Annotated in this window: 20 protein-coding genes and 2 pseudogenes; 17 read left to right on the top strand and 5 right to left on the bottom strand. The window is 73.4% G+C overall.

All coding sequences use genetic code 11. The features are described 5' to 3' along the window. Positions 1-104: 104 nt before the first annotated feature. Both prcB and prcA read left to right on the top strand, forming a co-directional pair. Positions 105-950, top strand: a complete 846-nt coding sequence (gene prcB, locus BN2279_RS11120) for a proteasome subunit beta (protein WP_059008534.1) — start codon at positions 105-107, stop codon at positions 948-950. Positions 951-1,005: 55 nt separating this feature from the next. Then, a complete protein-coding gene (gene prcA / locus BN2279_RS11115) occupies positions 1,006-1,740 on the top strand; it encodes a proteasome subunit alpha (RefSeq protein ID WP_059008533.1) in 735 nt (244 codons plus the stop codon). 66 nt (positions 1,741-1,806) lie between these two features. Here the strand turns inward: prcA and BN2279_RS11110 are convergent, their stop codons facing one another. Further along, entirely contained in the window at positions 1,807-2,874 is a 1,068-nt protein-coding gene (locus BN2279_RS11110) for a LacI family DNA-binding transcriptional regulator (RefSeq protein ID WP_079032065.1), read from the bottom strand. Positions 2,875-2,935: 61 nt separating this feature from the next. On the opposite strand from BN2279_RS11110, the gene BN2279_RS11105 reads away from it, so the two are divergent. The 12 genes and pseudogenes from BN2279_RS11105 to BN2279_RS11050 all read left to right on the top strand — a co-directional run bounded on the left by BN2279_RS11105 (position 2,936) and on the right by BN2279_RS11050 (position 14,801). Further along, positions 2,936-4,198 carry an MFS transporter gene (locus BN2279_RS11105; protein WP_059008531.1) on the top strand — a complete coding sequence of 421 codons (1,263 nt, stop codon included), beginning with the start codon at positions 2,936-2,938 and terminating at the stop codon, positions 4,196-4,198. Positions 4,199-4,207: 9 nt separating this feature from the next. Continuing rightward, the gene (gene pafA, locus BN2279_RS11100) at positions 4,208-5,569 is read left to right on the top strand and encodes a Pup--protein ligase (RefSeq protein WP_059008530.1); all 1,362 of its coding nucleotides are present in this window, start codon (positions 4,208-4,210) and stop codon (positions 5,567-5,569) included. Between the two features lie 107 nt (positions 5,570-5,676). After that, the gene (locus BN2279_RS11095; protein WP_059008529.1) at positions 5,677-6,660 is read left to right on the top strand and encodes an FKBP-type peptidyl-prolyl cis-trans isomerase; all 984 of its coding nucleotides are present in this window, start codon (positions 5,677-5,679) and stop codon (positions 6,658-6,660) included. 52 nt (positions 6,661-6,712) lie between these two features. Continuing rightward, entirely contained in the window at positions 6,713-7,087 is a 375-nt protein-coding gene (locus tag BN2279_RS11090) for an FKBP-type peptidyl-prolyl cis-trans isomerase (RefSeq protein ID WP_059008528.1), read from the top strand. Between the two features lie 91 nt (positions 7,088-7,178). Next, entirely contained in the window at positions 7,179-8,132 is a 954-nt protein-coding gene (locus BN2279_RS11085; RefSeq protein ID WP_059008527.1) for a helix-turn-helix transcriptional regulator, read from the top strand. 54 nt (positions 8,133-8,186) lie between these two features. After that, entirely contained in the window at positions 8,187-9,155 is a 969-nt protein-coding gene (locus BN2279_RS11080; RefSeq protein WP_059008526.1) for a helix-turn-helix transcriptional regulator, read from the top strand. A 2-nt stretch (positions 9,156-9,157) separates the two neighbouring features. After that, positions 9,158-9,421: a hypothetical protein gene (locus BN2279_RS11075; protein ID WP_234347740.1), complete on the top strand. Its 264-nt coding sequence runs from the start codon at positions 9,158-9,160 to the stop codon at positions 9,419-9,421. A 128-nt stretch (positions 9,422-9,549) separates the two neighbouring features. Then, the gene (gene tatA, locus BN2279_RS11070; protein WP_059008525.1) at positions 9,550-9,819 is read left to right on the top strand and encodes a Sec-independent protein translocase subunit TatA; all 270 of its coding nucleotides are present in this window, start codon (positions 9,550-9,552) and stop codon (positions 9,817-9,819) included. A gap of 72 nt (positions 9,820-9,891) precedes the next feature. Further along, on the top strand, positions 9,892-10,812 hold the full coding sequence (tatC, locus tag BN2279_RS11065) for a twin-arginine translocase subunit TatC (RefSeq protein ID WP_059008524.1): 921 nt from the start codon (positions 9,892-9,894) through the stop codon (positions 10,810-10,812). 22 nt (positions 10,813-10,834) lie between these two features. Then, positions 10,835-11,164, top strand: a pseudogene (locus tag BN2279_RS11060) (diacylglycerol kinase family protein); the annotation flags it as partial. Between the two features lie 263 nt (positions 11,165-11,427). Next, a pseudogene (locus BN2279_RS11055) lies at positions 11,428-11,943 on the top strand (sphingosine kinase); the annotation flags it as partial. A 47-nt stretch (positions 11,944-11,990) separates the two neighbouring features. Further along, the gene (locus tag BN2279_RS11050) at positions 11,991-14,801 is read left to right on the top strand and encodes a DEAD/DEAH box helicase (RefSeq protein ID WP_059008523.1); all 2,811 of its coding nucleotides are present in this window, start codon (positions 11,991-11,993) and stop codon (positions 14,799-14,801) included. 27 nt (positions 14,802-14,828) lie between these two features. Here BN2279_RS11050 and BN2279_RS11045 read toward each other — a convergent pair whose 3' ends face one another. Then, positions 14,829-15,737: a 5'-3' exonuclease gene (locus BN2279_RS11045; protein ID WP_079032063.1), complete on the bottom strand. Its 909-nt coding sequence runs from the start codon at positions 15,735-15,737 to the stop codon at positions 14,829-14,831. Positions 15,738-15,948: 211 nt separating this feature from the next. Here BN2279_RS11045 and BN2279_RS11040 point away from each other — a divergent pair, with 211 nt between their 5' ends. Both BN2279_RS11040 and BN2279_RS11035 read left to right on the top strand, forming a co-directional pair. Beyond that, positions 15,949-17,112, top strand: a complete 1,164-nt coding sequence (locus tag BN2279_RS11040) for a cation:proton antiporter (protein ID WP_059008521.1) — start codon at positions 15,949-15,951, stop codon at positions 17,110-17,112. Next, positions 17,109-17,840, top strand: a complete 732-nt coding sequence (locus BN2279_RS11035) for a helical backbone metal receptor (protein WP_059008520.1) — start codon at positions 17,109-17,111, stop codon at positions 17,838-17,840. The genes BN2279_RS11040 and BN2279_RS11035 overlap by 4 nt, the downstream gene beginning before the upstream one ends. Positions 17,841-17,851: 11 nt before the next feature. Here BN2279_RS11035 and BN2279_RS11030 read toward each other — a convergent pair whose 3' ends face one another. From BN2279_RS11030 to BN2279_RS11020, 3 genes are all read right to left on the bottom strand, one after another. After that, entirely contained in the window at positions 17,852-18,556 is a 705-nt protein-coding gene (locus BN2279_RS11030; RefSeq protein WP_059008519.1) for a gamma-glutamyl-gamma-aminobutyrate hydrolase family protein, read from the bottom strand. 19 nt (positions 18,557-18,575) lie between these two features. Next, on the bottom strand, positions 18,576-20,018 hold the full coding sequence (gene eat, locus BN2279_RS11025; RefSeq protein WP_059008518.1) for an ethanolamine permease: 1,443 nt from the start codon (positions 20,016-20,018) through the stop codon (positions 18,576-18,578). A gap of 102 nt (positions 20,019-20,120) precedes the next feature. Continuing rightward, positions 20,121-20,873, bottom strand: coding sequence for a FadR/GntR family transcriptional regulator (locus tag BN2279_RS11020; protein ID WP_059008517.1), 753 nt, complete (start codon positions 20,871-20,873; stop codon positions 20,121-20,123). Between the two features lie 75 nt (positions 20,874-20,948). Between BN2279_RS11020 and BN2279_RS11015 the strand changes: the two genes are divergently transcribed. Beyond that, complete coding sequence (locus BN2279_RS11015) at positions 20,949-22,319, top strand: glutamine synthetase family protein (RefSeq protein WP_104531008.1); 1,371 nt, start codon at positions 20,949-20,951, stop codon at positions 22,317-22,319. The last annotated feature ends 14 nt before the right edge of the window (positions 22,320-22,333 follow it).

The following is a 22,333-nucleotide window of genomic DNA, read 5'->3' as shown; positions in this document are numbered from 1 at the left end:
CATCGCCATGTGACGGGTAGGGTCCATTCGCATACGCCGCCGCTGCCCCGGCCGCACCACCGGACCGGGGCAGCGGACCGTTTCTCCTACCTGGAAGGAATCCTGTGGCAGCCAACTCGCACGATCAGGGGCGCCTCCCGGCGGCCTTCCTGCGGCCGGGGTCCTCCTCGTTCCTCGACTTCCTGTCCGACTACGCGCCGGAGCGGCTCCCCGGCGCCCGTGCGCTGCCGCCGATCGAGGGCTCGTTCGAGACCGTGCACGGCACCACCATCGTGGCGGCCACCTTCGCCGGCGGTGTCGTGCTGGCGGGTGACCGCAGGGCCACCATGGGCAACATGATCGCCCAGCGCGACGTGGAGAAGGTCTTCCCCGCCGACGAGTTCTCCGCGGTCGGCATCGCCGGCACCGCGGGGCTGGCGGTCGAGCTGGTGAAGCTGTTCCAGTTGGAGCTGGAGCACTTCGAGAAGGTCGAGGGCCACGTGCTCTCCCTGGAGGGCAAGGCGAACCGGCTCTCCACCATGATCCGGGGGAACCTGGGGATGGCCATGCAGGGCCTCGCCGTGGTCCCGATGTTCGCGGGGTACGACCTGGAGCGCGAGAAGGGCCGGATCTTCTCCTACGACGTGACCGGCGGTCGCTCCGAGGAGCTGGGCTTCGCCGCCGTCGGCTCCGGCTCGATCTTCGCGCGCGGCGCGCTGAAGAAGCTGCACCGCCCCGACCTCACCGAGCAGCAGACGGCCACGGCCGTCGTCCAGGCGCTGTACGACGCGGCCGACGACGACTCCGCCACCGGCGGACCCGATCTCGCCCGGCGGATCTTCCCCATCGTCACGGTGATCACCGAGGATGGGTTCCGCAGGCTCACCGAGGCCGAGGTCTCCGAGATCGCCAGGACCGTGCACGAGGGCCGTCTCCAACTGCCCAACGGGCCGCAGGCCCCGGTTCTGTAGATTCCGGTGCGGTAGAGCTGAAGACTTCTGACGGACAGGAAGGGACGAGTAGCCGGTGTCGACGCCGTTCTATGTCTCACCCCAGCAGGCCATGGCCGACCGCGCCGAGTACGCCCGCAAGGGCATCGCGCGCGGGCGGAGCCTGGTCGTGCTGCAGTACGCCGACGGCATCGTGTTCGTCGCCGAGAACCCCTCGCGCGCGCTGCACAAGGTGAGCGAGATCTATGACCGGATCGCCTTCGCGGCGACGGGCAAGTACAACGAGTACGAGAGCCTCCGCATCGGCGGCACCCGTTACGCCGACCTGCGCGGATACACCTATGACCGCGAGGACGTGACCGCCCGCGGGCTGGCCAACCTCTACGCCCAGACGCTCGGCAACATCTTCTCCAGCGCCGCCGAGAAGCCGTACGAGGTGGAGCTGCTGGTGGCCGAGGTCGGTGAGACGCCGGCGGACGACGAGATCTACCGGCTGCCGCACGACGGCTCGATCATCGACGAGCACGGCTCGGTCGCCGTGGGCGGCAACTCCGACCAGATCGGCAGTTACCTGAGCCAGCGTCACCGCGACGACATGGACCTGGGCGAGGCCCTGCGGCTGGCCGTCGAGTCCCTGACCCGGGACAGCAACGGCGGCGGCGAGCGGGAGCTGACGGCCGACCAGCTGGAGGTCGCGGTGCTGGACCGGACGCGCCCGCAGCAGCGGAAGTTCAAGCGGCTGCCGAGCCGTCAGCTCGCCCGCCTGCTGGAGGCGGGCGGCGAGTCGGCCCCGGCCGACGAGCAGGAGTGAGACGGCGCCACGACGCGTGACGGTGGGGGTGCCCGGACCACGGTCCGGGCACCCCCACCGCCGTCGTCAGGGGCCGGTGGGCGGCGCCGTCGAGCCCCGGCGGCTGAGGGTCACCGGGAGGACCGTCGTGCCGGCGGGGCCGCCGGCCAGGGCGGGGAGCAGGGCGCGCATCCCCGTGGCGCCGAGCTCCTCGGCGGGGAGCGCCACCGTGGTCAGCTCGGGCTCGACGGCCGTCGCCACGGTCAGGTCGTCGAAGCCCGTCACCGAGACGTCCTCCGGCACCCGGAGCCCGAGGCGCCGGACCGCCTTGCAGGCGCCGACGGCCAGCATGTCGTCGTCGCACACCAGGGCCGTGGGCCGGTGCGGACCCGTCGCCTCCAGGACGCGGGTCGCCGCGGCCAGGCCGCCCGCCACGGCGATCGGCGCCCGTTCGGTCCGCACGAGCCGCGCGCCGGGCACCGAGGCCAGTTCCCCGGCGAGCACCCGGGCCCGCACCCGGAACGTCCAGGAGTCCACGTCCGCCGCGATGTGCGCGAAGCGGCGGTGTCCGAGACCGAGCAGATGGGCGGCGACCAGCCGCATCCCGGCGGCGATGTCGGGGTTGACGGTGGCGGACGCGGTGCCGTGCGGCTCGCTGTCCAGCATGACCAGCGGCAGCCCGCCCTCGCGCAGCGCGGCGAGCGCCTCGACGGCCATGGAGGACGCCAGCACGCCGTCGAGCGTGGCGCTCGCCGAGGCGAACGGGTCGCGGGCCGGGCCGACGCCCTCGGGCGAGGGGTAGAGCACCACCCCGACGTCCTCCCCGGCGGCCACCCGGACGGCCCCGGCGTGCATCCGGGCGAAGAACTCGTTGGTCAGCGACGGCACCACCACCAGGACCGTGCGGCTGCGGCCGAGCCGCAGGCTGCGGGCGGCCAGGTTCGGCCGGTACCCCAGCTCCCGCGCGGCGGCCCGGACCGCCTCGGCCCGGGCCGGGGAGACCCGGCCCCGCCACCGGTCGCCGAGCACGAGCGAGACCGTCGCCTGGGACACCCCGGCGTGCTGGGCCACGTCCCGGCTGGTGGGCCTCGACGGGATCGCGTCGCTCACTTCTGCCTGCCTGCCGCCTGGACGAGTCTGCCGGGATCCGGCCATCGTACGTACACTGGTCAGGTTATACGTAACACTTCATTCGAACACGGGCGGGGAGTGAGGCATGGCCACGGGGTACCTGGAGCTGCTGCGGGAGCGTCACGTGCTGCGGCTGCTGACCGGCACGCTGGTCGGCCGTCTGCCGAACGCGACCGCGCCGCTGGCCATCGTCCTGTTCGCCCGGGCGGAGGGCGGCGGCTACTCCCTGGCCGGGGCGCTCGCCGCTGTCTACGGGCTGGCCACCGCAGTCGGCCAGCCGCTGCTGGGGCGCCTGGTCGACCGGCACGGGCAGCTCCCGGTGATGCTGCCCGCCGCCGCCCTCTCGGCACTGGCCATGGCCCTGTTCGCCCTCGTGGGCACCGGATCGCTGCCGCTGGCGGCCGGGGCCATCCTGGTCGCCGGCGTGGCCACACCGCCGCTGGAGGGCGGTCTGCGGGCCTTGTGGCCCGGCGTGCTGGACCGCGCCGACCGGGTGCACCGCGCCTACGCGCTGGACGCGGTGGCGCAGGAGGTCATGTTCGCCGGGGGGCCGCTGGTCGTGATGCTGCTGGTCGCCGTCCACTCGGAGGCCGCCGCCCTGCTGGTGATCAACGTGCTCGGCCTGTTCGGCGCGCTGTCCGTCGTCGTCTCCGGCCCGTCCCGCCGCTGGCGCGGCGCCGCCCGTGACGCGCACTGGCTCGGCGCCCTCCGCTCGCCCGGCCTGCTCGCCCTGCTCGGCTGCTTCTTCTTCGTCGGCGCGGCCCTGGGCGCGATCTCCGTGGCCTCGGTGGCCTACGCGGAGCGCCGGGGCGACGAGATCGTGGCCAGTTATCTGCTCTCCGCGCTGGGCGCCGGAGCCCTGGTCGGCGGCCTCTGGTACGGCGCGCGGCACTGGGGCGGGGAGCCGGAACGGCGGCTGAGGGTGCTGGTGGCCGCCCTGGCCGCCTGCTACCTGCCGCTGGCGACGACGCCCGGCTCCCCGCTCGTGATGTCGCTGCTCGCCTGGGTCTCCGGGCTGTTCCTGGCGCCCGCCCTGGCGTGCGCCTTCGTGGTCATCGACCGGCACGCGCCCGTCGGCACCGTCACCGAGGCGTTCTCCTGGCTGGTGACCACGTTCGGGGTCGGCGCCGCCGCGGGCACCGCCGCCGTGGGCCCGGCCGTGGGGTGGGGGCGGGATCCGGCCGGTTTCGCCGTGGCCGGGCTCGGCGGCCTGCTCGCCGCGCTGGTGCTGATCGTGACCCGGCGTGTTCTCGCCGCTCCGGGGGGCTCCTCCGGCGGGGAGGCGGAATCGCGAATTGATCGAAACGCCGCGGTCGGACCCGGTTTCAGAACCGGGCATCAGGCGTAATGTTCACTCATGGATCGCCGAATCTTCGGGCTGGAGAACGAGTACGGCGTCACCTGCACGTTCCGCGGTCAGCGACGGCTGTCCCCGGACGAAGTGGCGCGGTACCTCTTCCGCCGAGTCGTGTCATGGGGTCGCAGCAGCAACGTGTTCCTGCGCAACGGCGCCCGGCTTTATCTGGACGTCGGCTCGCACCCCGAATACGCGACGCCCGAGTGTGACAACGTCACGGAGCTCATCACCCACGACAAGGCTGGTGAGCGCATTCTCGAGGGCCTGCTCGTCGACGCCGAGCGCAGGCTCCACGAGGAGGGCATCGCCGGCGACGTCTACCTGTTCAAGAACAACACCGACTCCGCGGGCAACTCGTACGGCTGCCACGAGAACTATCTCGTGGCCCGGCACGGCGAATTCTCCCGTCTCGCGGATGTGCTCATCCCGTTCCTCGTCACCCGCCAAATGATCTGCGGCGCCGGAAAGGTCCTCCAGACCCCGCGCGGCGCGGTCTTCTGCGTCAGCCAGCGCGCCGAGCACATCTGGGAGGGCGTGAGCTCCGCGACCACCCGCTCGCGCCCCATCATCAACACCCGTGACGAGCCGCACGCCGACGCGGAGCGGTACCGCAGGCTGCACGTCATCGTCGGCGACTCGAACATGTCGGAGACGACCATGCTGCTCAAGGTCGGCGCCACCGACCTGGTGCTGCGCATGATCGAGGCCGGCACGGTCATGCGCGACCTCACCCTGGAGAACCCGATCCGGGCCATCCGCGAGGTCAGCCACGACATCACCGGCCAGCGCAAGGTGCGGCTCGCCACCGGGCGGGAGGCGTCGGCGCTGGAGATCCAGCAGGAGTACTTCGACAAGGCACTCGACTTCTGCGAGCGCCGGGGCATGCGCACCGGGGTCACCGAGCAGGTGCTGGAGCTGTGGGGCCGGGCGCTGGAGTCCATCCGCGCCCAGGAGCTGGACAAGATCAACACCGAGATCGACTGGGTCATGAAGTACCAGCTCATCGAGCGGTACCGGGCCAAGCACAACCTGACGATGTCGCACCCGCGCGTCGCGCAGATAGACCTCGCGTACCACGACATCCACCGCCGCCGGGGGCTGTACTACCTGCTGGAGCGCAAGGGCCAGGCCCAGCGGGTGTGCAACGACCTGAAGATCTTCCAGGGCAAGTCGGTCCCGCCCCAGACCACGCGGGCCAGGCTCCGGGGCGACTTCATCCGCCGGGCGCAGGAGCAGCGGCGGGACTTCACCGTGGACTGGGTGCACCTGAAGCTGAACGACCAGGCGCAGCGCACCGTGCTGTGCAAGGACCCGTTCCGGTCGGTGGACGAGCGCGTGGAGAAGCTGATCGCCGGCATGTGACGGGCGGTCCGGGTGAAGCCGCCCGCCGTGCGGGGCGGCGGAGGCCGTAGGGTGGGGCGGGACCAGCGGGGTCCCGCCCCGGCCGTGCCTACCGCCAAGTTGGACTGATGATCCTCACCAAACGAGCGCGCCGCATCGTCGCGGTGCTGGCCGTACCCGCCTTCCTCGCGGGGGCCGCCGCCTGTGGTTCCGACGACTCCTCCTCCCCACCGTCCGGCGAGCCGGTCGCCTCCGTCTCGGGTGAACTCGGCGAGCAGCCGGAGATCACGGTCGAGGAGGACGCCGAGTTCGGTGAGGAGACCGTCACCGAGGTCGTCACCGAGGGCGACGGCGCGAAGGTGGCCGAGGGGGACTTCGTCCGCCTCGGCGTCGTCGGCCGTATCGCCAACGCCGATCTGGAACTGGTCAACACCTGGGCCGCCGAGGGCGCGGGCGCCGACGCCCCGCCCACGCAGTACGTGGTGCAGCCGGGTGTCGAGTCGTCGCTGCCGCAGAGCGCGACCGAGTCCCTGGTCGGCAAGAAGGTCGGCAGCCGGATCCTCGTCGAGGGCCGGGTCAGCGAGATGCTGGGCGCGGGGGCCGAGGACGCGGGCATCCCCGGGGACGACGGCGTGATCTGGGTCTTCGACATCGCGGCCACGGCCGCCATCGACCCGCAGGGCTCGGCCGAGGGCGAGCAGGCGGCGGCCGAGGAGGGCCTGCCCGAGGGGGCGGCGCCCGCCGAGGAGCCGGCCACGATCACCATCCCCGAGGACCAGGACCCGCCGGCGGAGCTCCAGGAGCAGGTGCTCATCGAGGGCGACGGCGCCGAGGTCGAGGCCGGCCAGGGCCTGGTCGCCCAGTACACCGGCGTCCTGTGGGACGGCGGCGAGAAGTTCGACTCCTCGTGGGACCGGGGCGCGGCCTCCGGCTTCCAGATCGGCACCGGCTCGGTCATCGCGGGCTGGGACCAGGCGCTGGTCGGCAAGCACGTGGGCGACCGGGTGCTGATGGTCATCCCGCCCGACCTGGCCTACGGCGCCGAGGGGAACAGCGGCATCCCCGGCGACGCCACCCTGGTCTTCGTCGTCGACATCGTCGGCACGGTCTAACGGCCGCCCCTCGGCGGCCCGTCACACAGCGACAGTCGTAGGAGAGTTTCCCGTGAGCATCGACAAGCCCGAGATCGACTTCCCCGGTGGCGAGCCCCCGGCCGATCTGGAGATCAAGGACATCTGGGAGGGCGAGGGCCCGGCCGCCGAGGCGGGCGCCCAGGTCTCCGTGCACTACGTCGGCGTCGCCTTCAGCACCGGCGAGGAGTTCGACGCGAGCTGGAACCGGGGCACCCCGCTCCGCTTCCAGCTCGGCGCCGGCCAGGTCATCCCCGGCTGGGACCGCGGCGTGCAGGGCATGCGGGTCGGCGGCCGGCGGCAGCTCACCATCCCCCCGCACCTGGCGTACGGGGACGCGGGAGCCGGTGGCGGCCGGATCAAGCCGGGCGAGACCCTGATCTTCGTCTGCGATCTGGTCTCGGCCTGATCCGGACAGGCGGTACGGTGGGCCCATCCCCTGCGGGATGGGCCCACCGCGTTCGCGCAGCGGGGAGTTGAGGAGGGAGGGCGACGCGCCGATGGCGATTGCCAAGGCCGAGCGGCTGATGAATCTTGCCCTGTGCCTGCTGGGCACGGGCCGCCCCCTGAGCAAGCGGGAGCTGCGGACCTCCATCGAGGCGTACATCGAGGTCGCCTCCGAGGACGCGTTCAACCGGATGTTCGAGCGCGACAAGGACGACCTGCGCGAGCTGGGCATGATCATCGAGACCGTCGAGAGCCTCGACGGCGATGTCGGCTATGTCGCGCGCCGTGACCGCAATCAGCTTCCGCCCGTCACCCTCGACGCCGAGGAGGCCGCCGCGCTCGGCGTGGCCGCCCGTGTCTGGCAGCAGGCCAGGCTCGCCGGGGCCGCCAGCGGCGCTCTGCAGAAGCTGCGGGCGGCCGGCATGCCGCTGGCCGAGGAGGAGCGGGAGACCTACAGCGCGCTGGAGCCGCGGGTGCCCGCGGGCGAGGCGGCGTTCGAGCCCCTGATGATCGCCTGCCGCGACCGGCGGCCCGTCACGTTCGCCTACCGCAAGGGCAACGCGGTCCGTGCCGACACCCGGCAGGTCGAGCCGTGGGCCCTGGAGTGCTGGCGCGGCCACTGGTACCTGGCGGGGTTCGACCGCGACCGGGGCGCCGCGCGTGTGTTCCGGCTCTCCCGGATCGTCGGCCGTGTCCGGTCGCGCTCCGGCGCCTTCACCACCGAGGTCCCCGGCCAGGTCGCGGTCCGCGAGAGCGTCGCGCGCTGGGCGGGGGAGCACGCCACGGGCCAGGCGCGGATCAGGCTGCGGGCGGGCTCCGGGTATCCGCTGCGCGCCCGCGCGGCCCGGATCTCCGCCGTGGACGCCGACTGGGACGAGCTGGAGATCCCCTACGGGCACGGACTCGACGCCTGGCTCGCCGAGTTCGGCCCGGACGTCGTGGTGCTGGAGCCCGCCGAGCTGCGGGCGGACGTGGTGGACCGGCTGCGCGCGGTCGCCAAGGGCTGAGCGGGACGCGCGGGGACGCGGGGACACCAGGGGAGAGGAAGGAGAGGAGCGGACATGGCGACCACCGCCATCGACAGGACCCGGCGGATGCTGTCGCTCGTGACCTATCTGCGCGAGCGCCCCGGCGCCCGCGTCGACGAGGTGGCGCGCGCCTTCGGGATCTCGGAGGACGAGCTGATCTCCGACCTCAACGTGCTGCCCATGTGCGGCACCAGCTTCCGCGGCGGCGACCTGCTCGACATCGACACCGACGGCGAGCACATCTGGTGGCACAACGCGGACGCCGTCGGCTCCGGCACCGGCCAGCCGCTGCGGCTCGCCGCCGACGAGGCGACGGCCCTGCTGGTCGCCGCCCGCGCCGTCGCGACGCTGCCCGGGCTGCGGGACGGCGACAAGGACGCGCTGCTGCGCGCCACGGCCAAGCTGGAGGCGGCGGCCGGGGAGAGCGCCGGCGCCAGCTCCCGGCTGTCGGTCACCTTCGAGGCCGAGGGCGGCGTCTTCGCCGTCGTGGACCGGGCGATCACCGAGCGCCGCAGGCTCCTCATCCGCTACTACTCGCCGGGCCGCGACGAGCTGACCGACCGGGAGATCGACCCGATCCGGCTCTTCGCGCTCGGCCACACCTATGTCGAGGCGTGGTGCCGCAGGACCGAGGCGCGGCGCACGTTCCGGCTGGACCGGGTGGCCCGCATCGAGCTGCTGGACACCCCGGCCGACCCGCCGCCCGTCGAGCCCAGGGACCTGAGCGAGGGGCTGGTGCAGCCCGCGCCCTCCGATCCTGAGGTGGTGATCGAGGTCGGGCCGGGCGGCCGGTGGGTCGCCGAGTACTATCCGCACGACACGGCCGAGGAGCTGCCCGACGGCGGGCTGCGGGTCACGCTGCGGACCCCTGACCCGGCCACGTTGCGCCGGCTGGCGCTGCGGCTCGGCGGGGACGGCAGGATCGTCTCGCCGCCGGAGCTGGCGGACAGCGCCCGGGCGGCGGCCCGCGCCGCCCTGGACCTGTACGAGGAGACCCCGTAGCGATGTTCTGGCCCATGTTCCAGCTCACGCTCGCGTTCTGCGGAGTCGCGGTCCTCGCGGTTCTGGCGGTGCGCGTCGGCATCGAGGTCCGCCGGTTCGCGCGGGCCGTGGGCGACAGCGCCGAGCGGATCAGCCGGGCCGTCGACGAACTCGAACGGTCCGCCGCGCCGCTGGCCGCCCGGGGCGGCGCGGCCGGCCGGATGTATGTCATGAACAGCGCCGACGGCCCGGACAGCGGGACGGGACCGGACGGCCGCGGAGAATAGGCGGACGTCCGGGCATTGCCCGTTGTTCACCGGCGGGAGTTAAAATTGCGGCTCGTGCCACCGGCCGGAAAACATCCGGGGGCCGGCACGGCGGACAGATCTCTCCCGATCAGAAGTGGACGGACGATATGGGCTCGCTTTCCGCATGGCACATCCTCCTCGTGGCCCTTGTCGTCGTGGTCGTCTTCGGCTCCAAGCGCCTGCCGGACACCGCCCGCGCGCTCGGCAAGTCCATGCGGATCCTCAAGAGCGAGACATCCGCGATGAAGGGCGACCAGCCCCCCGCCGGCGCGGACGGCGCCGCGCCGGGCACCGCGCCCAGGACCATCCAGTCCGCCCCGGGTGACACGGCCGCCGCGCGCCCGGTGGACGAGCCCAGGGGCACGACGCAGGGCTGACGTACTGTCGACCCAGCAGTGAGAGCGGGTGGCCGGCGTGGTGCCGGCCCCCCTACGAGATGAGGACGTGGGGTGCCGAAGGCCACGCGCAAGAAGGAGAAGGACCCCGAGGGGCGGATGCCTCTCACCGAGCATCTTCGGGAGCTGCGCAACCGGCTCGGGGTGTCGATGGCGGCGATCCTGGCGATCACGATCATCGCGTTGTTCTTCGCCCAGGACATCATGGATGTCCTCACCGAGCCGCTTCCCGAGTGCGACGAGGTCAACGACACCGACAGCGCCATCGACCGGTGCGCCCGGCTCACGCAGAACGGCCTGACCGCGCCGTTCGCCACCTTCTTCAGGGTCTCCCTGCTGGTCGGTCTGATCGCGTCCTCGCCGGTGTGGCTGTACCAGTTCTGGGCGTTCATCGCGCCCGGACTGCACAAGCACGAGAAGAAGTACACCAGCGCCGTCGTCGGGTTCGGCGTGCCGCTGTTCCTCACCGGGGTCTACTTCGCGTACTGGCTGCTGCCGCGTGCCATCCCCGTGCTGCTGAGCTTCAGCGCCGAGGGCGCGGAGAATCTCGTCACCGTCGAGGAGCTGCTGGACCTCACCGTCCGCATGGCTCTGGCCTTCGGCCTGTCCTTCGAGCTGCCGCTGGTGCTCGTCATGCTGAACTTCGGCGGCGTGCTCTCCGGGCAGCGGATGCTGAGCTGGTGGCGCTGGATGGTGGTCGGCATCGCCGTCTTCGCCGCCGCGATCACCCCGACCGACCTGCTGTCGATGGTCGCGCTCCAGGTGCCCGTCACCGGGCTGTATTTCCTGGCCTGCGTCATCGCCCTCCTCAACGACCGGCGCAGGCGGAGTGCCGATCCGGACGCGGAGCTGAGCGACGACGAGGCGTCCTCGCTGGACCTCACCCCGGCCACCCTGGAGCCGGTGGAGCGGGTCGGTGCCCCGTCGCCGGACGACGGCCCGTCGCACGTCAACGGCTACGACGACGCGACGTGACCGGCGGGACCGCGGGTGAGCGGTGAGCGGTGAGATAACCCTGCTCGTCAATCCGGCGGCGGGCCGGGGCCGCGGTGGTCGTGCCGCCCGGCCCGCCGCCCGGGTGCTGCGGGAGGCCGGGTTCCGGGTCCGGAGCGTCGTCGGCCAGGACGCGCCCGACGCGCTGCGGCGGGCCGAGGCGGCGGTGGCCCGGGGGCCCGGGGCCGTGGTCGCGGTCGGCGGCGACGGGCTGGTCTCCCTGGCCCTGCGCGCGGTCGCGGGCACCGCCACGCCGCTGGGCATCGTCGCCGCCGGCACGGGGAACGACACGGCGCGCGCCTGCGGGCTGCCCACCCGGGACCCGGGTGCCGCCGCGTCTCCCCCGACCTGTCTCTCATACCCATCTGACGCCCTGGCCGAACAGGAGAGCGCTAGTTTCCGAGGCTGCACGGCACTTCACAAGATAAACACGTGGCATTCACACCTCGCTTAAATGCACGCCTTAAAGCATGTGAAATCGTAAAGTAAGTTGTACGGGGAAGGATGATAATATTGAAATGGGTATTGATGGGAGAATAAGAAGCGTAAAAGAGACAATCATCGTGATCGGCAGCGGCCGATGGGGAGAAGAGAGAGGGGCGGGTGGGGGACGCGTGGTTCGGCAGCGTGCTGGCGTCCGGCTTCGACTCCCGGGTCACCGACCGGGGCAACCGGATGCGGTGGCCGCGCGGCCCCCGGCGCTACGACGTGGCGATGGTCGCCGAGCTGGCCGCGCTGCGGCCGGTGCCCTTCCGGCTCCGGCTCGACGGCGGCCCGTGGCGGGAGACCGACGCGACCCTGGTCGCGGTGGGCAACGCGGCGAGCTACGGCGGCGGCATGCGGATCTGCGCGGGCGCCCGGGTGGACGACGGCCTGTTCACGGTCACCGTGGTCGGCGAGGTCAGCAGGACCACGCTGCTGCGCGTCTTCCCCCGCGTGTACCGGGGGACCCACCTGGACCACCCGGCGGTGTCCGTGTCCGAGGCGGCCCGGGTGGAGATCGACGCCCCCGGCGTCACCGGGTACGCCGACGGTGAACCCCTGGGACCGCTGCCGCTCACCGCCGTGTGCGTGCCCGGCGCGGTGCGGCTGCTGGCGCCGGGCGGCCAGTGAAAGTTCACGTCTCCGTCCGGGGCGGGGCCGGTAGGCTCGTAGGCACAATGACCGACCACATGAGCCCCGCGGAGCGCTACTCCGCCGCCCGGCGCCGCGCCGCCGAGCAGGCCACCGCGCTCGCCCCGTTCCGCGAGTTGTACGACTTCGGGCTGGATCCGTTCCAGATCGAGGCGTGCCAGGCCCTGGAGGCCGGCAAGGGCGTCCTGGTCGCGGCGCCCACCGGCTCGGGCAAGACGATCGTCGGGGAGTTCGCCGTCCATCTCGCCCTCCAGCAGGGCCGGAAGTGTTTCTACACGACGCCGATCAAGGCGCTGTCGAACCAGAAGTTCACCGATCTGGTCAAGCGGTACGGCGCCGACCGCGTCGGTCTGCTCACCGGCGACAACAGTGTCAACGGCGACGCCCCCGTCATCGTGATGACCACCGAGGTCCTGCGGAACATGCTGTACGCGGGTTCCCGGGCGCTGGACGGCCTCGGCTACGTGGTCATGGACGAGGTGCACTACCTCTCCGACCGCTTCCGCGGCGCGGTGTGGGAGGAGGTCATCATCCACCTCCCCGAGTCCGTCACCCTGGTCTCGCTGTCGGCCACGGTCTCCAACGCCGAGGAGTTCGGCGACTGGCTGGACACCGTCCGCGGCGACACCCAGGTCATCGTCTCCGAGCACCGCCCGGTGCCGCTGTGGCAGCACGTGCTGGCCGGGCGCCGGCTGTACGACCTGTTCGAGGAGTCGGGCGAGAAGCGGGAGGTCAATCCGGACCTGCTGCGCATGGCCCGGATGGAGAACACCCGCCCGTGGACCGCCCGCGACCGGTACCGGGACGGCCGCGACCGCAAGCGCGCCGCCGACCGGGAGCGCGAGCGGCGGCAGCGCGCCCGCGCCTACCCGCCCAGCCGCGTCGAGGGCATCGACCGGCTGGACGCCGAGGGCCTGCTGCCCGCGATCACCTTCATCTTCAGCCGGGCGGGCTGCGAGGCGGCCGTCCAGCAGTGCCTGCACGCGGGTCTGCGGCTGAACGACGCGGCGGCCCGCACCCGGGTGCGGGAGATCGTGGAGCGGCGCACGGCCTCCATCCCCGACGAGGACCTGCACGTCCTGGGGTACTTCGAGTGGCTGGAGGGCCTGGAGCGGGGCATCGCCGCGCACCACGCCGGGATGCTGCCGACGTTCAAGGAGATCGTCGAGGAGCTGTTCGTCCGGGGGCTGGTCAAGGCGGTCTTCGCCACCGAGACCCTGGCCCTGGGCATCAACATGCCGGCCCGTTCCGTGGTCCTGGAGAAGCTCGTCAAGTGGAACGGCGAGCAGCACGCGGACATCACGCCCGGCGAGTACACGCAGCTCACCGGCCGCGCCGGGCGGCGCGGCATCGACATCGAGGGCCACGCGGTGGTGCTGTGGCAGCGCGGCATGGACCCGGCGGCCCTGGCCGGGCTGGCCGGGGCGCGGACCTATCCGCTGCGGTCGTCGTTCAAGCCGTCGTACAACATGGCGGTCAACCTGGTGTCGCAGTTCGGGCGGCACCGGTCGCGGGAGCTGCTGGAGACGTCGTTCGCGCAGTTCCAGGCGGACCGCTCGGTGGTGGGCATCTCGCGGCAGGTGCAGCGCAACGAGACCGGGCTCGCCGGGTACCGGGAGGCGATGACCTGCCACCTGGGGGACTTCGAGGAGTACGCGCGGCTGCGCCGTGACCTCAAGGACCGGGAGACCGAGCTGGCGCGGCAGGGCGTGGCGCAGCGCCGGGCCGCCGCGCACACGTCGCTGGAGCAGCTCAGGCCGGGCGACATCATCCACGTGCCGACCGGCAAGTACGCCGGGCTGGCCCTGGTCCTGGACCCGGGCATGCCCGCCGGGCGCAGCGCGGGGCACCGGGGGTTCGACCACCACGACGGGCCGCGCCCGCTGGTGCTGACCGAGCAGCGGCAGGTCAAGCGGCTGGCGTCGATGGACTTCCCGGTGCCGGTGGAGCCGCTGGACCGGATGCGGATCCCGAAGTCGTTCAACCCGCGCAGCCCGCAGTCCCGGCGCGACCTGGCGTCGGCGCTGCGGTCCAAGGCCGGGCACGCCGTGCCGCGCCGGCACCGCAAGGGGCGGTCGGCGGCGGCCGACGACGCCGAGATCGGGCGGCTGCGGACGGAGATCCGCGCCCACCCGTGCCACGGCTGCGCCGAGCGGGAGGACCACGCGCGCTGGGCCGAGCGGTACTACCGGCTGGAGCGGGACACGCGGCAGCTCGAACGGCGCATCGAGGGCAGGACCAACACCATCGCCCGCACCTTCGATCAGGTGGCGGCGCTCCTGACCGAGCTGGGGTATCTGCGCGGCGACGAGGTGACGCCCGAGGGCCGCAGGCTGGCCCGGCTCTACGGCGAGCTGGACCTGCTGGCCAGCGAGTGCCTGCGCGAGGGGGTATGGGAGGGTCTTGACCCGGCCGAGCTGGCGTCCTGCGTCTCCGCCCTGGTCTTCGAGACCCGCAGCGCCGACGACGCCCCGCCGCCGGAGGTGCCCGGCGGCAGGGCGCGGGACGCGCTGGGCGAGATGGTGAAGATCTGGGGCCGGCTGGACGCGCTGGAGGAGCGGCACGCCATCGGCCGGGCCACGGGCGTCGGCCAGCGAGAACCGGACCTCGGGTTCGCCTGGCCCGCCTACCGCTGGGCGCAGGGCCACGGCCTGGACGCGGTCCTGCGGGACGCCGACATGCCCGCCGGTGACTTCGTGCGCTGGTGCAAGCAGGTCATCGACGTCCTGGGCCAGATCGCGGCGGCGGCGCCGGAGGGCGGGACGGTGACGGCCAACGCCCGCAAGGCGGTCGACAAGATGCTGCGCGGCGTGGTGGCGTACAGCTCCGTCGGGTAGGCGCCGCCCCCGGCCCGCCCCGGGGGGTCAGCGGCGCAGGGCGGTCAGCAGGCGGGTGAGCGGGCCGCCGAGGCCCCAGCGGGCGTTGAGCGCGTCCAGGGCCTCGGCGGCGCGCGGCCCGGCCGGCAGCGTCGCGTCGTGGTCGGGCAGCGGCACGTCCCGGGCGACCCGCACCACGCGGGGGGCCACCGCCAGGTACGGCCGGGCCTCCGTCAGCCGCTTGCGCTGCGCCGGGGTGAACGGGCCGCCGCCCGGCGCGTCCAGCGCGGCCGGGATGCCGGCGAGGTCGCCGTGGCGGTCCAACAGCCGGGCGGCGGTCTTCTCGCCGATGCCGGGGACGCCGGGCAGCCCGTCGCTCGGGTCGCCGCGCAGCAGCGCCAGGTCGGCGTAACCGGGGCCGTCCACCCCGTACTTCTCGCGCAGCGCCGCCTCGTCGAAGGCGGCCAGGGTGGCCATGCCCTTGACCGGGTAGAGCACGCGCACGCCGCGGGCGTCGTCGATGAGCTGGAACAGGTCGCGGTCCCCGGTGACGATGTCCACCGGTCCGGCGGCCCGGTCGGTGAGGGTGCCGATGACGTCGTCGGCCTCGTAGCCGGGGGCGCCGAGCCGGGCGATGCCGAGGGCGTCGAGGACGTCGTCGATCACGGCCACCTGGGGGGTGAGGGTGTCCGGGACCACCTCGGTGTCGGCGCCCCCGGCGACCTCCTCGGCGACGCGGTGCGCCTTGTACGACGGGATCAGCTCCACCCGCCAGGCCGGGCGCCAGTCCTCGTCCAGGCAGGCGACCAGCTCGTCGGGCCGGTGGTCCTGGACGAGGCGGGCGATGAAGTCCAGCAGGCCGCGCACGGCGTTGACGGGCGTGCCGTCGGGGGCGCGCACCGATTCCGGGACGCCGAAGTAGGCCCGGAAGTAGAGCGAGGCGGTGTCGAGCAGCATCAGTCGTCTGGTCACCCTGGGATCATGCCGTAAGGCGCGGGTGGGGCACGGTGAGCCCCCGGAAGCGGACGGCGGGAGCCAAAAAAGTCGTTTGGTAAGCTAAGTGTTGACGATTCCTTGACCCCCGCTTGACTCTTCCGGCTGAACGCCTCCGTCGCGCGCTTCCGCCGGTCACCCGGGAGGAACCATCCACGCGGACACCCTGCTCGCCATGGGCGGCGCCTTTGTCGCCGCCGCCGTCCTCGCCCGCCTGGGCAGCCGCATCGGGCTGCCGACGATTCCGTTGTTCATCCTCGCCGGCATTCTGCTCGGCCCCCACACGCCCGGCTATGTGCTGGTGGAGGATCCGCACGAGCTGGCGATGCTGTCGGCACTCGGGCTGGTGCTCCTGCTGTTCTACCTCGGGCTCGAATTCCACATCGACGACCTGAGGAGCGGCGGCCGGAAGATGGCCGCGGCCGGCGGCGCGTATCTCGCGCTCAACGTGGGCGCCGGACTGGCGTTCGGCTTCGGGCTGGGCTGGGGCACCGAGGAGGCGCTGGTCCTGGCCGGGGTCCTCGGGATCTCGTCGTCGGCGATCGTGACCAAGGTGCTGCTCGACCTCGGTCGCGTCGACAACCCCGAGACCCGGCCGATCCTGGGCATCATCGTGGTGGAGGACGTCTTCCTCGCCCTGTACCTGGCGGCCCTGCAACCGGTCATCTCCGGTGCGGACAGCCTGGCTGCGTCGGTGGGGGACTTCGGGAAGGCGTTCGGCTTCCTGCTGCTGCTGGCGGTGGCCGCCCGCTGGGGGACCCGGGCCATCGGCCGGATGTTCGCGACGAAGGACGACGAGCTGCTGGTGATCTCCTTCCTGGGCGCGGCGGTTCTCGTCGCCGGGGTGGCCGAGAAGTTCGGGGTGGCGGACGCCATCGCGGCGTTCATGGTCGGCCTCATCCTGGGCAACACCGGCTCGGGGGAGCGGATCAGGGAGCTGGTGCACCCGCTGCGGGACGCGTTCGCCGCCATCTTCTTCTTCTCGTTCGGCCTGTCCATCGACCCGGGGGACCTGCCGACGGTGATCGTGCCGGTGCTGATCGCGCTGCTGGTGACCGTCTCGATGAACCTGCTGGCCGGGCTGCTCACCGGCCGGATCTACCGGTTCGGGCCGCGGCCGTCCGCCAATGTGGCGACCACGCTGCTGGCGCGCGGGGAGTTCGCCCTGATCCTGGCCACCATGGCGGCCGGGGCCGGGCTGGACGAGCGGCTGTCGCCGTTCATCGCGGGATACGTGCTCATCCTCGCCGTGATCGCGCCGCTGGCCGCCGGGCGTTCGCACTGGGTGGCCCGGATCCTGCCCGGCGGGCGCCGCGCCGGGCAGGAGGCCGCGCGGTGAGCGGCGTGCGGCGCGTCGTGTCGCTGGTGCCGTCGCTGACCGAGGCGGTGGCGGCCACCGCGCCGGAGCTGCTGGTCGGCGCGACGGACTGGTGCGCGCACCCGGCGGACCTGGCGGTGGAACGGATCGGCGGCACCAAGAACCCGGACGTGGCCCGGGTGGTGGCGCTGCGGCCGGATCTGGTCGTCGCCAACGAGGAGGAGAACCGGGCGCCGGACCTGGCGGCCCTGCGGGCGGCGGGCGTCGAGGTGCTGGTGACCGAGATCCGCACGCTGGCCGGGGCGTTCACGGAGCTGGAACGGGTGCTGGTCGCCGGCTGCGGACTCGCGCGGCCCGCGTGGCTGGCCGAGGCGGAGGAGGCGTGGGCGGCGGTACGGCCGGGCAAGCCGGAGCGCGTCACCGTGGTGCCGGTGTGGCGACGGCCGTGGATGGTGCTCGGACGCGACACGTTCGCCGGTGACGGGCTGGCCTGGCTGGGCGTGCGGAACGCCTACGCCGGGCACCCGGAGCGCTATCCACGTGTGCCGCTGCCGGAGCTGACCGCGCCGGGCCGGGCGGATCTGGTGGTGCTCCCCGACGAGCCCTACGCGTTCACGGCGGACGACGGCCCCGGGGCGTTCCCGGCGCTTCCGGCCGCCCTGGTCAGCGGTCGCCCCCTCACCTGGTACGGCCCGGCCCTGCCCGAGGCCCCGGCGGTCCTCGCCACCGCGCTGGCGGCGGCCCGCTGAGCCCGGCGCGGTCAGGACCCCCGGGAGGCGGCGGCGACCAGGCTCGTCATCAGCGCCGTGTCGCGGCCCGCCTCGGGGTGCCACTGGACGGCCAGGACGCACGTTTCGGCGGTGGGCAGCTCGACCGCCTCCACCGTGCCGTCCGGGGCGTGGGCCGAGGGGATCAGGCCCGCGCCGAGGCCGGCCACCGCCTGGTGGTGGTAGGCCGGGACGCGGACCGGTCCGGGCAGGATCGTCGCCAGGAGGGTCCCGGGCACCGGGATCACCTCGTGCTCGGTGAAGACGCCGGGCGGACCGGCGTGGCCGTCCACGTGCTGCCGCAGCGTGCCGCCGAGGGCCACGTTCAGCAGTTGCATGCCCCGGCAGACCCCGAGCAGCGGCATCCGGCGGGACAACGCCGCCTCGATCAGCGCCAGTTCCCACGCGTCGCGCTCCGGCGCGGGCGGGCCGGTGCGCGGGTCGCGCGGGGCGCCGTAGCGGGCCGGGTCCACGTCCGGGCCGCCCGCGATCACCAGGCCGCCGAGGCGGCCCCGCGCCCCCGCCGCCGCCCCCCGGCCCGCGTCCGGCGGCAACAGCACCGCCACGCCGCCCGCCCGCTGCACCAACCTGTGGTACCCGGCCGGCAGCAGCGCGGCGGGCTGGTCCCACACGCCCCAGCGGGCCGACGCCTCCAGATAGGTGCTGACGCCGATCAGCGGCGGTTCGCGCCTGTGCACGCCGTGCTCCCCCCGCCCGTCAGTCGCGGGCGAGTTCGGCCTCGGCCGCGGCCAGCGCCGCGAACTCCTCCTCCGGAGCGGCGGCCACCAGACGGTGCCGACTGTAGAAGGCGAAGTACGCGACGGCCACCGCGTAGACCCCCAGCGCGATGAGGGCGGCGTCCCGGTCCACCAGGAACGTGGCCACCACCGCCGACAGCGCCAGCGCGAACGCCACGCCCGAGGTGACGGCACCGCCCGGCGTCCGGTAGGGGCGCGGCAGGTCCGGCTCCCGGCGGCGCAGCACGACGTGCGACAGCGTCATGAAGCAGTACGACACGGCCGCGCCGAAGACGGCGACGTTCAGCATCCGCGCGCCGTCCCCGGTCCCCGCGGCCAGGGCGAAGCCCAGCGCGCCCGGGACCAGCAGACCCAGGTAGGGGGCCTTGCGGCGGCTGGTCAGGGACAGGAAACGCGGCAGGTAGCCCGCCCGGGAGAGCGCGAAGAGCTGCCGGGACCCGGCGTAGACCAGCGAGAAGAACGACGCGACCAGGCCCGCCAGCCCGGCGTAGTTCACGAAACGGCTCAGCGCCGTCGTCTCGCCGTCCGGCTCCAGCGCCGCCACCAGCGGGTTCCCCGCGTCCCGCACCGCCGCCGGGCCGCGCGCGCCGGACGCGGCCAGGAGCGTCACCACCGCCAGGACCAGCAGCACACCGATCGCCCAGGCCATCGCCCTCGGCAGGGTGCGGACCGGGTCCCTGGCCTCCTCGGCCGCCAGCGGCACGCCCTCCACGCCGAGGAAGAACCACATGCCGAACGGGAACGCCGCCCAGATGCCCAGCAGCCCGAACGGCAGCCAGGAGCTGGATCCGAAGGCGTCGGGGTCGGCGGGGATGTCGTTCAGCGAGCCGCCGTGGAAGTCCGCGAGGGCACCGCACGCGAAGACCACCAGGGCGGCCACCGCGATCGCGGTCACCACCAGGCTGAAACGCAGCGCCTCGCCCACGCCCCACAGGTGGATGGCGAGGAAGAGGACGAAGCAGCCGAGATACACCGGCCAGCCGGAGGTGAGGCCGAACAGGTCCAGGGACTCGACGTAGTCACCGATGAAGATCGCGATCGCCGCCGGGGCCAGCACGAACTCGATGAGGATCGCCGTCCCGGTCAGGAAGCCGCCCCACGGGCCGAGGGCGCGGCGCGCGAAGCCGTAACCGCCGCCCGCGGTCGGCAGCACGGCCGCCAGCTCGGCCAGCGCGAAGACCATGCAGGTGTACATCAGGCCCATCAGCGCCGTCGCCACCGCCAGCCCGCCGAAACCCCCCTCGGCCAGCCCGAAGTTCCATCCGGCGTAGTCGCCGGAGACGACATACGCCACGCCGAGCCCGGTCAGCAGCAGCGGACCGGCGCTGCCGGTGCGCAGGGTGCGCCGGCCGAGGTACGGATCCCCTCCGGCGGGTATGCGCGCTTCGGGGCCTTCGGTCATGGGCCCCTCCCGCCTCGCGCCGGAAAGGTCTGCCCCCATCCCTTTGCGGTCCGGGCGGCTCCCGCACAAGCCCCCCGCCGGGTCGCTCCGGGTCGCTCCGGGTCACTCCAGAAAGCCGCGCAGCAGGGCCGCCGTCCCCGCGCAGTGCTCGCGCATCGCCTCGCGCGCCCCGTCCGCGTCGCCCGCCAGCACCGCCCGCACCAGGGCGGCGTGCTGGGCCTGCGAGTGCTCCAGGTTCCGCACCAGCAGCGGGAGGCAGTCCAGCAGGTCGTTCAGGGTGGCGCGGACCGCCGCGTACTGGGCGGCCAGCGACGGCGACCCGGACAGCTCCGCGAGCGTCAGGTGCAGCAGCGTGTCCGCGCGGCGGTACTCCGCCGGCGGCGCCTCGCCCGTGGCGGCCAGCGCGGCGCGCAGTCGCCGCGCGGCCGCCGGGCCGAGCCCGTCGGCCGCGCACAGCCCGGCCGCGCCCACGTCCAGCACCTCGCGCAGCCGCAGCGTGTCCTCCAGGTCCACCCCGGCGATCCGCCGCCGCAGCTCCGCCCCGGCGCCGCCGCGCGCCGGGACGGGACGGCGCCGCACGAACGTTCCCCCGTACCGGCCGCGCCTGCTCTCCACCAGGCCCTCGTCCTGGAGCACACGCAGCACCTCGCGCAGCGTGACCCGGCTGACGCCCAGCATCGGCGCCAGTTCCCGTTCGGCAGGCAGCCGGCCCCCCTCGGGGACCAGGCCCAGCCGCAGCACCCGCAGGAGCTGCCGCAGCGCCTCCTCGAAGCCGTTGCCGCTCCGCACCGGCCGGAGCACTCCGGCCGGCCAGGCCGTGCCCGGTGCCCGGCCGCCGTTCTCCACGCCGTCCATCGGGCCTACTTCCCCTTCAAAGGTCTGCATGGATACCTTATGGCCTCCGGCGGAACCGAACAGGAGGCCGCAGACGTGGTGACGCGCACACCCCCGCTCTCCCTCGAGGAACTCAGAGGTCTGGCCGATCTCGGCGAGATCGACACCGTCGTCCTGGCCTTCACCGACATGCAGGGCAGACTCCAGGGCAAACGGTTCGCGGCCCGCTTCTTCCTCTCCGAGGTGCTGCCGCACGGCACCGAGGGCTGCGCCTACCTGCTCGCCGTGGACGCCGACATGAACCCCGTCGACGGCTACGCCATGGCCTCCTGGGACCGCGGCTACGGCGCCTTCGCCCTCCACGGCGCCCCCGCCCCCCTGCGGCGGGTCCCCTGGCCCCCCGGCACCGCCATGCTCACCGCCGACCTGGCCTGGCACGACGGCACCCCCGTGGCCGCCTCGCCCCGGCAGATCCTCCGCCGCCAGCTCGACCGGCTGGCCGAGCGCGGCTGGACCGCCCACGTCGGCACCGAGCTGGAGTTCATCGTCTTCCGGAACACCTACGAGCAGGCGTGGGACGCCGCGTACCGCGGGCTGACCCCGGCCAACCAGTACAACGGCGACTACTCCGTCCTCGGCACCGGCCGCGTCGAGCCGCTGCTGCGCCGCATCCGCAACGAGATGGGCGCCGCCGGGATGACGGTCGAGTCCGCCAAGGGCGAGTGCAACCTCGGCCAGCACGAGATCGTGTTCCGCTACGCCGACGCCCTGACCACCTGCGACCAGCACAGCGTCTACAAGACCGGCGCCAAGGAGATCGCCGCCCAGGAGGGCATGGCCCTGACGTTCATGGCCAAGTACGACGAGCGCGAGGGCAATTCGTGCCACATCCACTTCTCGCTGCGCGACCGCGACGGCCGGCCGGTCTTCACCGACCCCGCCGGACCGTACGGCGGGATGTCCGCCACGATGCGGCACTTCCTCGCCGGACAGCTCGCCGCCCTGCGCGAACTGAGCCTCCTCCACGCCCCGAACATCAACTCCTACAAGCGTTTCCGCGCCGGCTCCTTCGCCCCCACCGCCGTCGCCTGGGGCCCGGACAACCGCACCTGCGCGCTGCGCGTCGTCGGCCACGGCCCGTCCCTGCGCATGGAGAACCGGCTCCCCGGCGGCGACGTCAACCCCTACCTCGCCGTCGCGGGCATGATCGCGGCCGGGCTGCACGGCGTGGACAACGGCCTCGAACTCCCCCCGCCCGAGACCGGGAACGCCTACCGGGGCGACGCCGCCCGCGTCCCCGCCACCCTGCGCGACGCCGCCGCGCTGTGGCACGACAGCCGGCTGGCCCGCGACGCGTTCGGCGACGAGGTGGTCGACCACTACGCCACCATGGCCCGCGTCGAGCAGGACGCCTACGACTCCGCCGTCACCGACTGGGAGCGCTTCCGCTCCTTCGAGCGCATGTGAGGACACCGATCACC

It is taken from the genome of Streptomyces specialis, assembly GCF_001493375.1.
GTDB lineage: Bacteria > Actinomycetota > Actinomycetes > Streptomycetales > Streptomycetaceae > Streptomyces > Streptomyces specialis.
The sequence above is the reverse complement of the archived record's forward strand: the minus strand, read 5'-3'. Positions and strand labels throughout refer to the sequence as shown.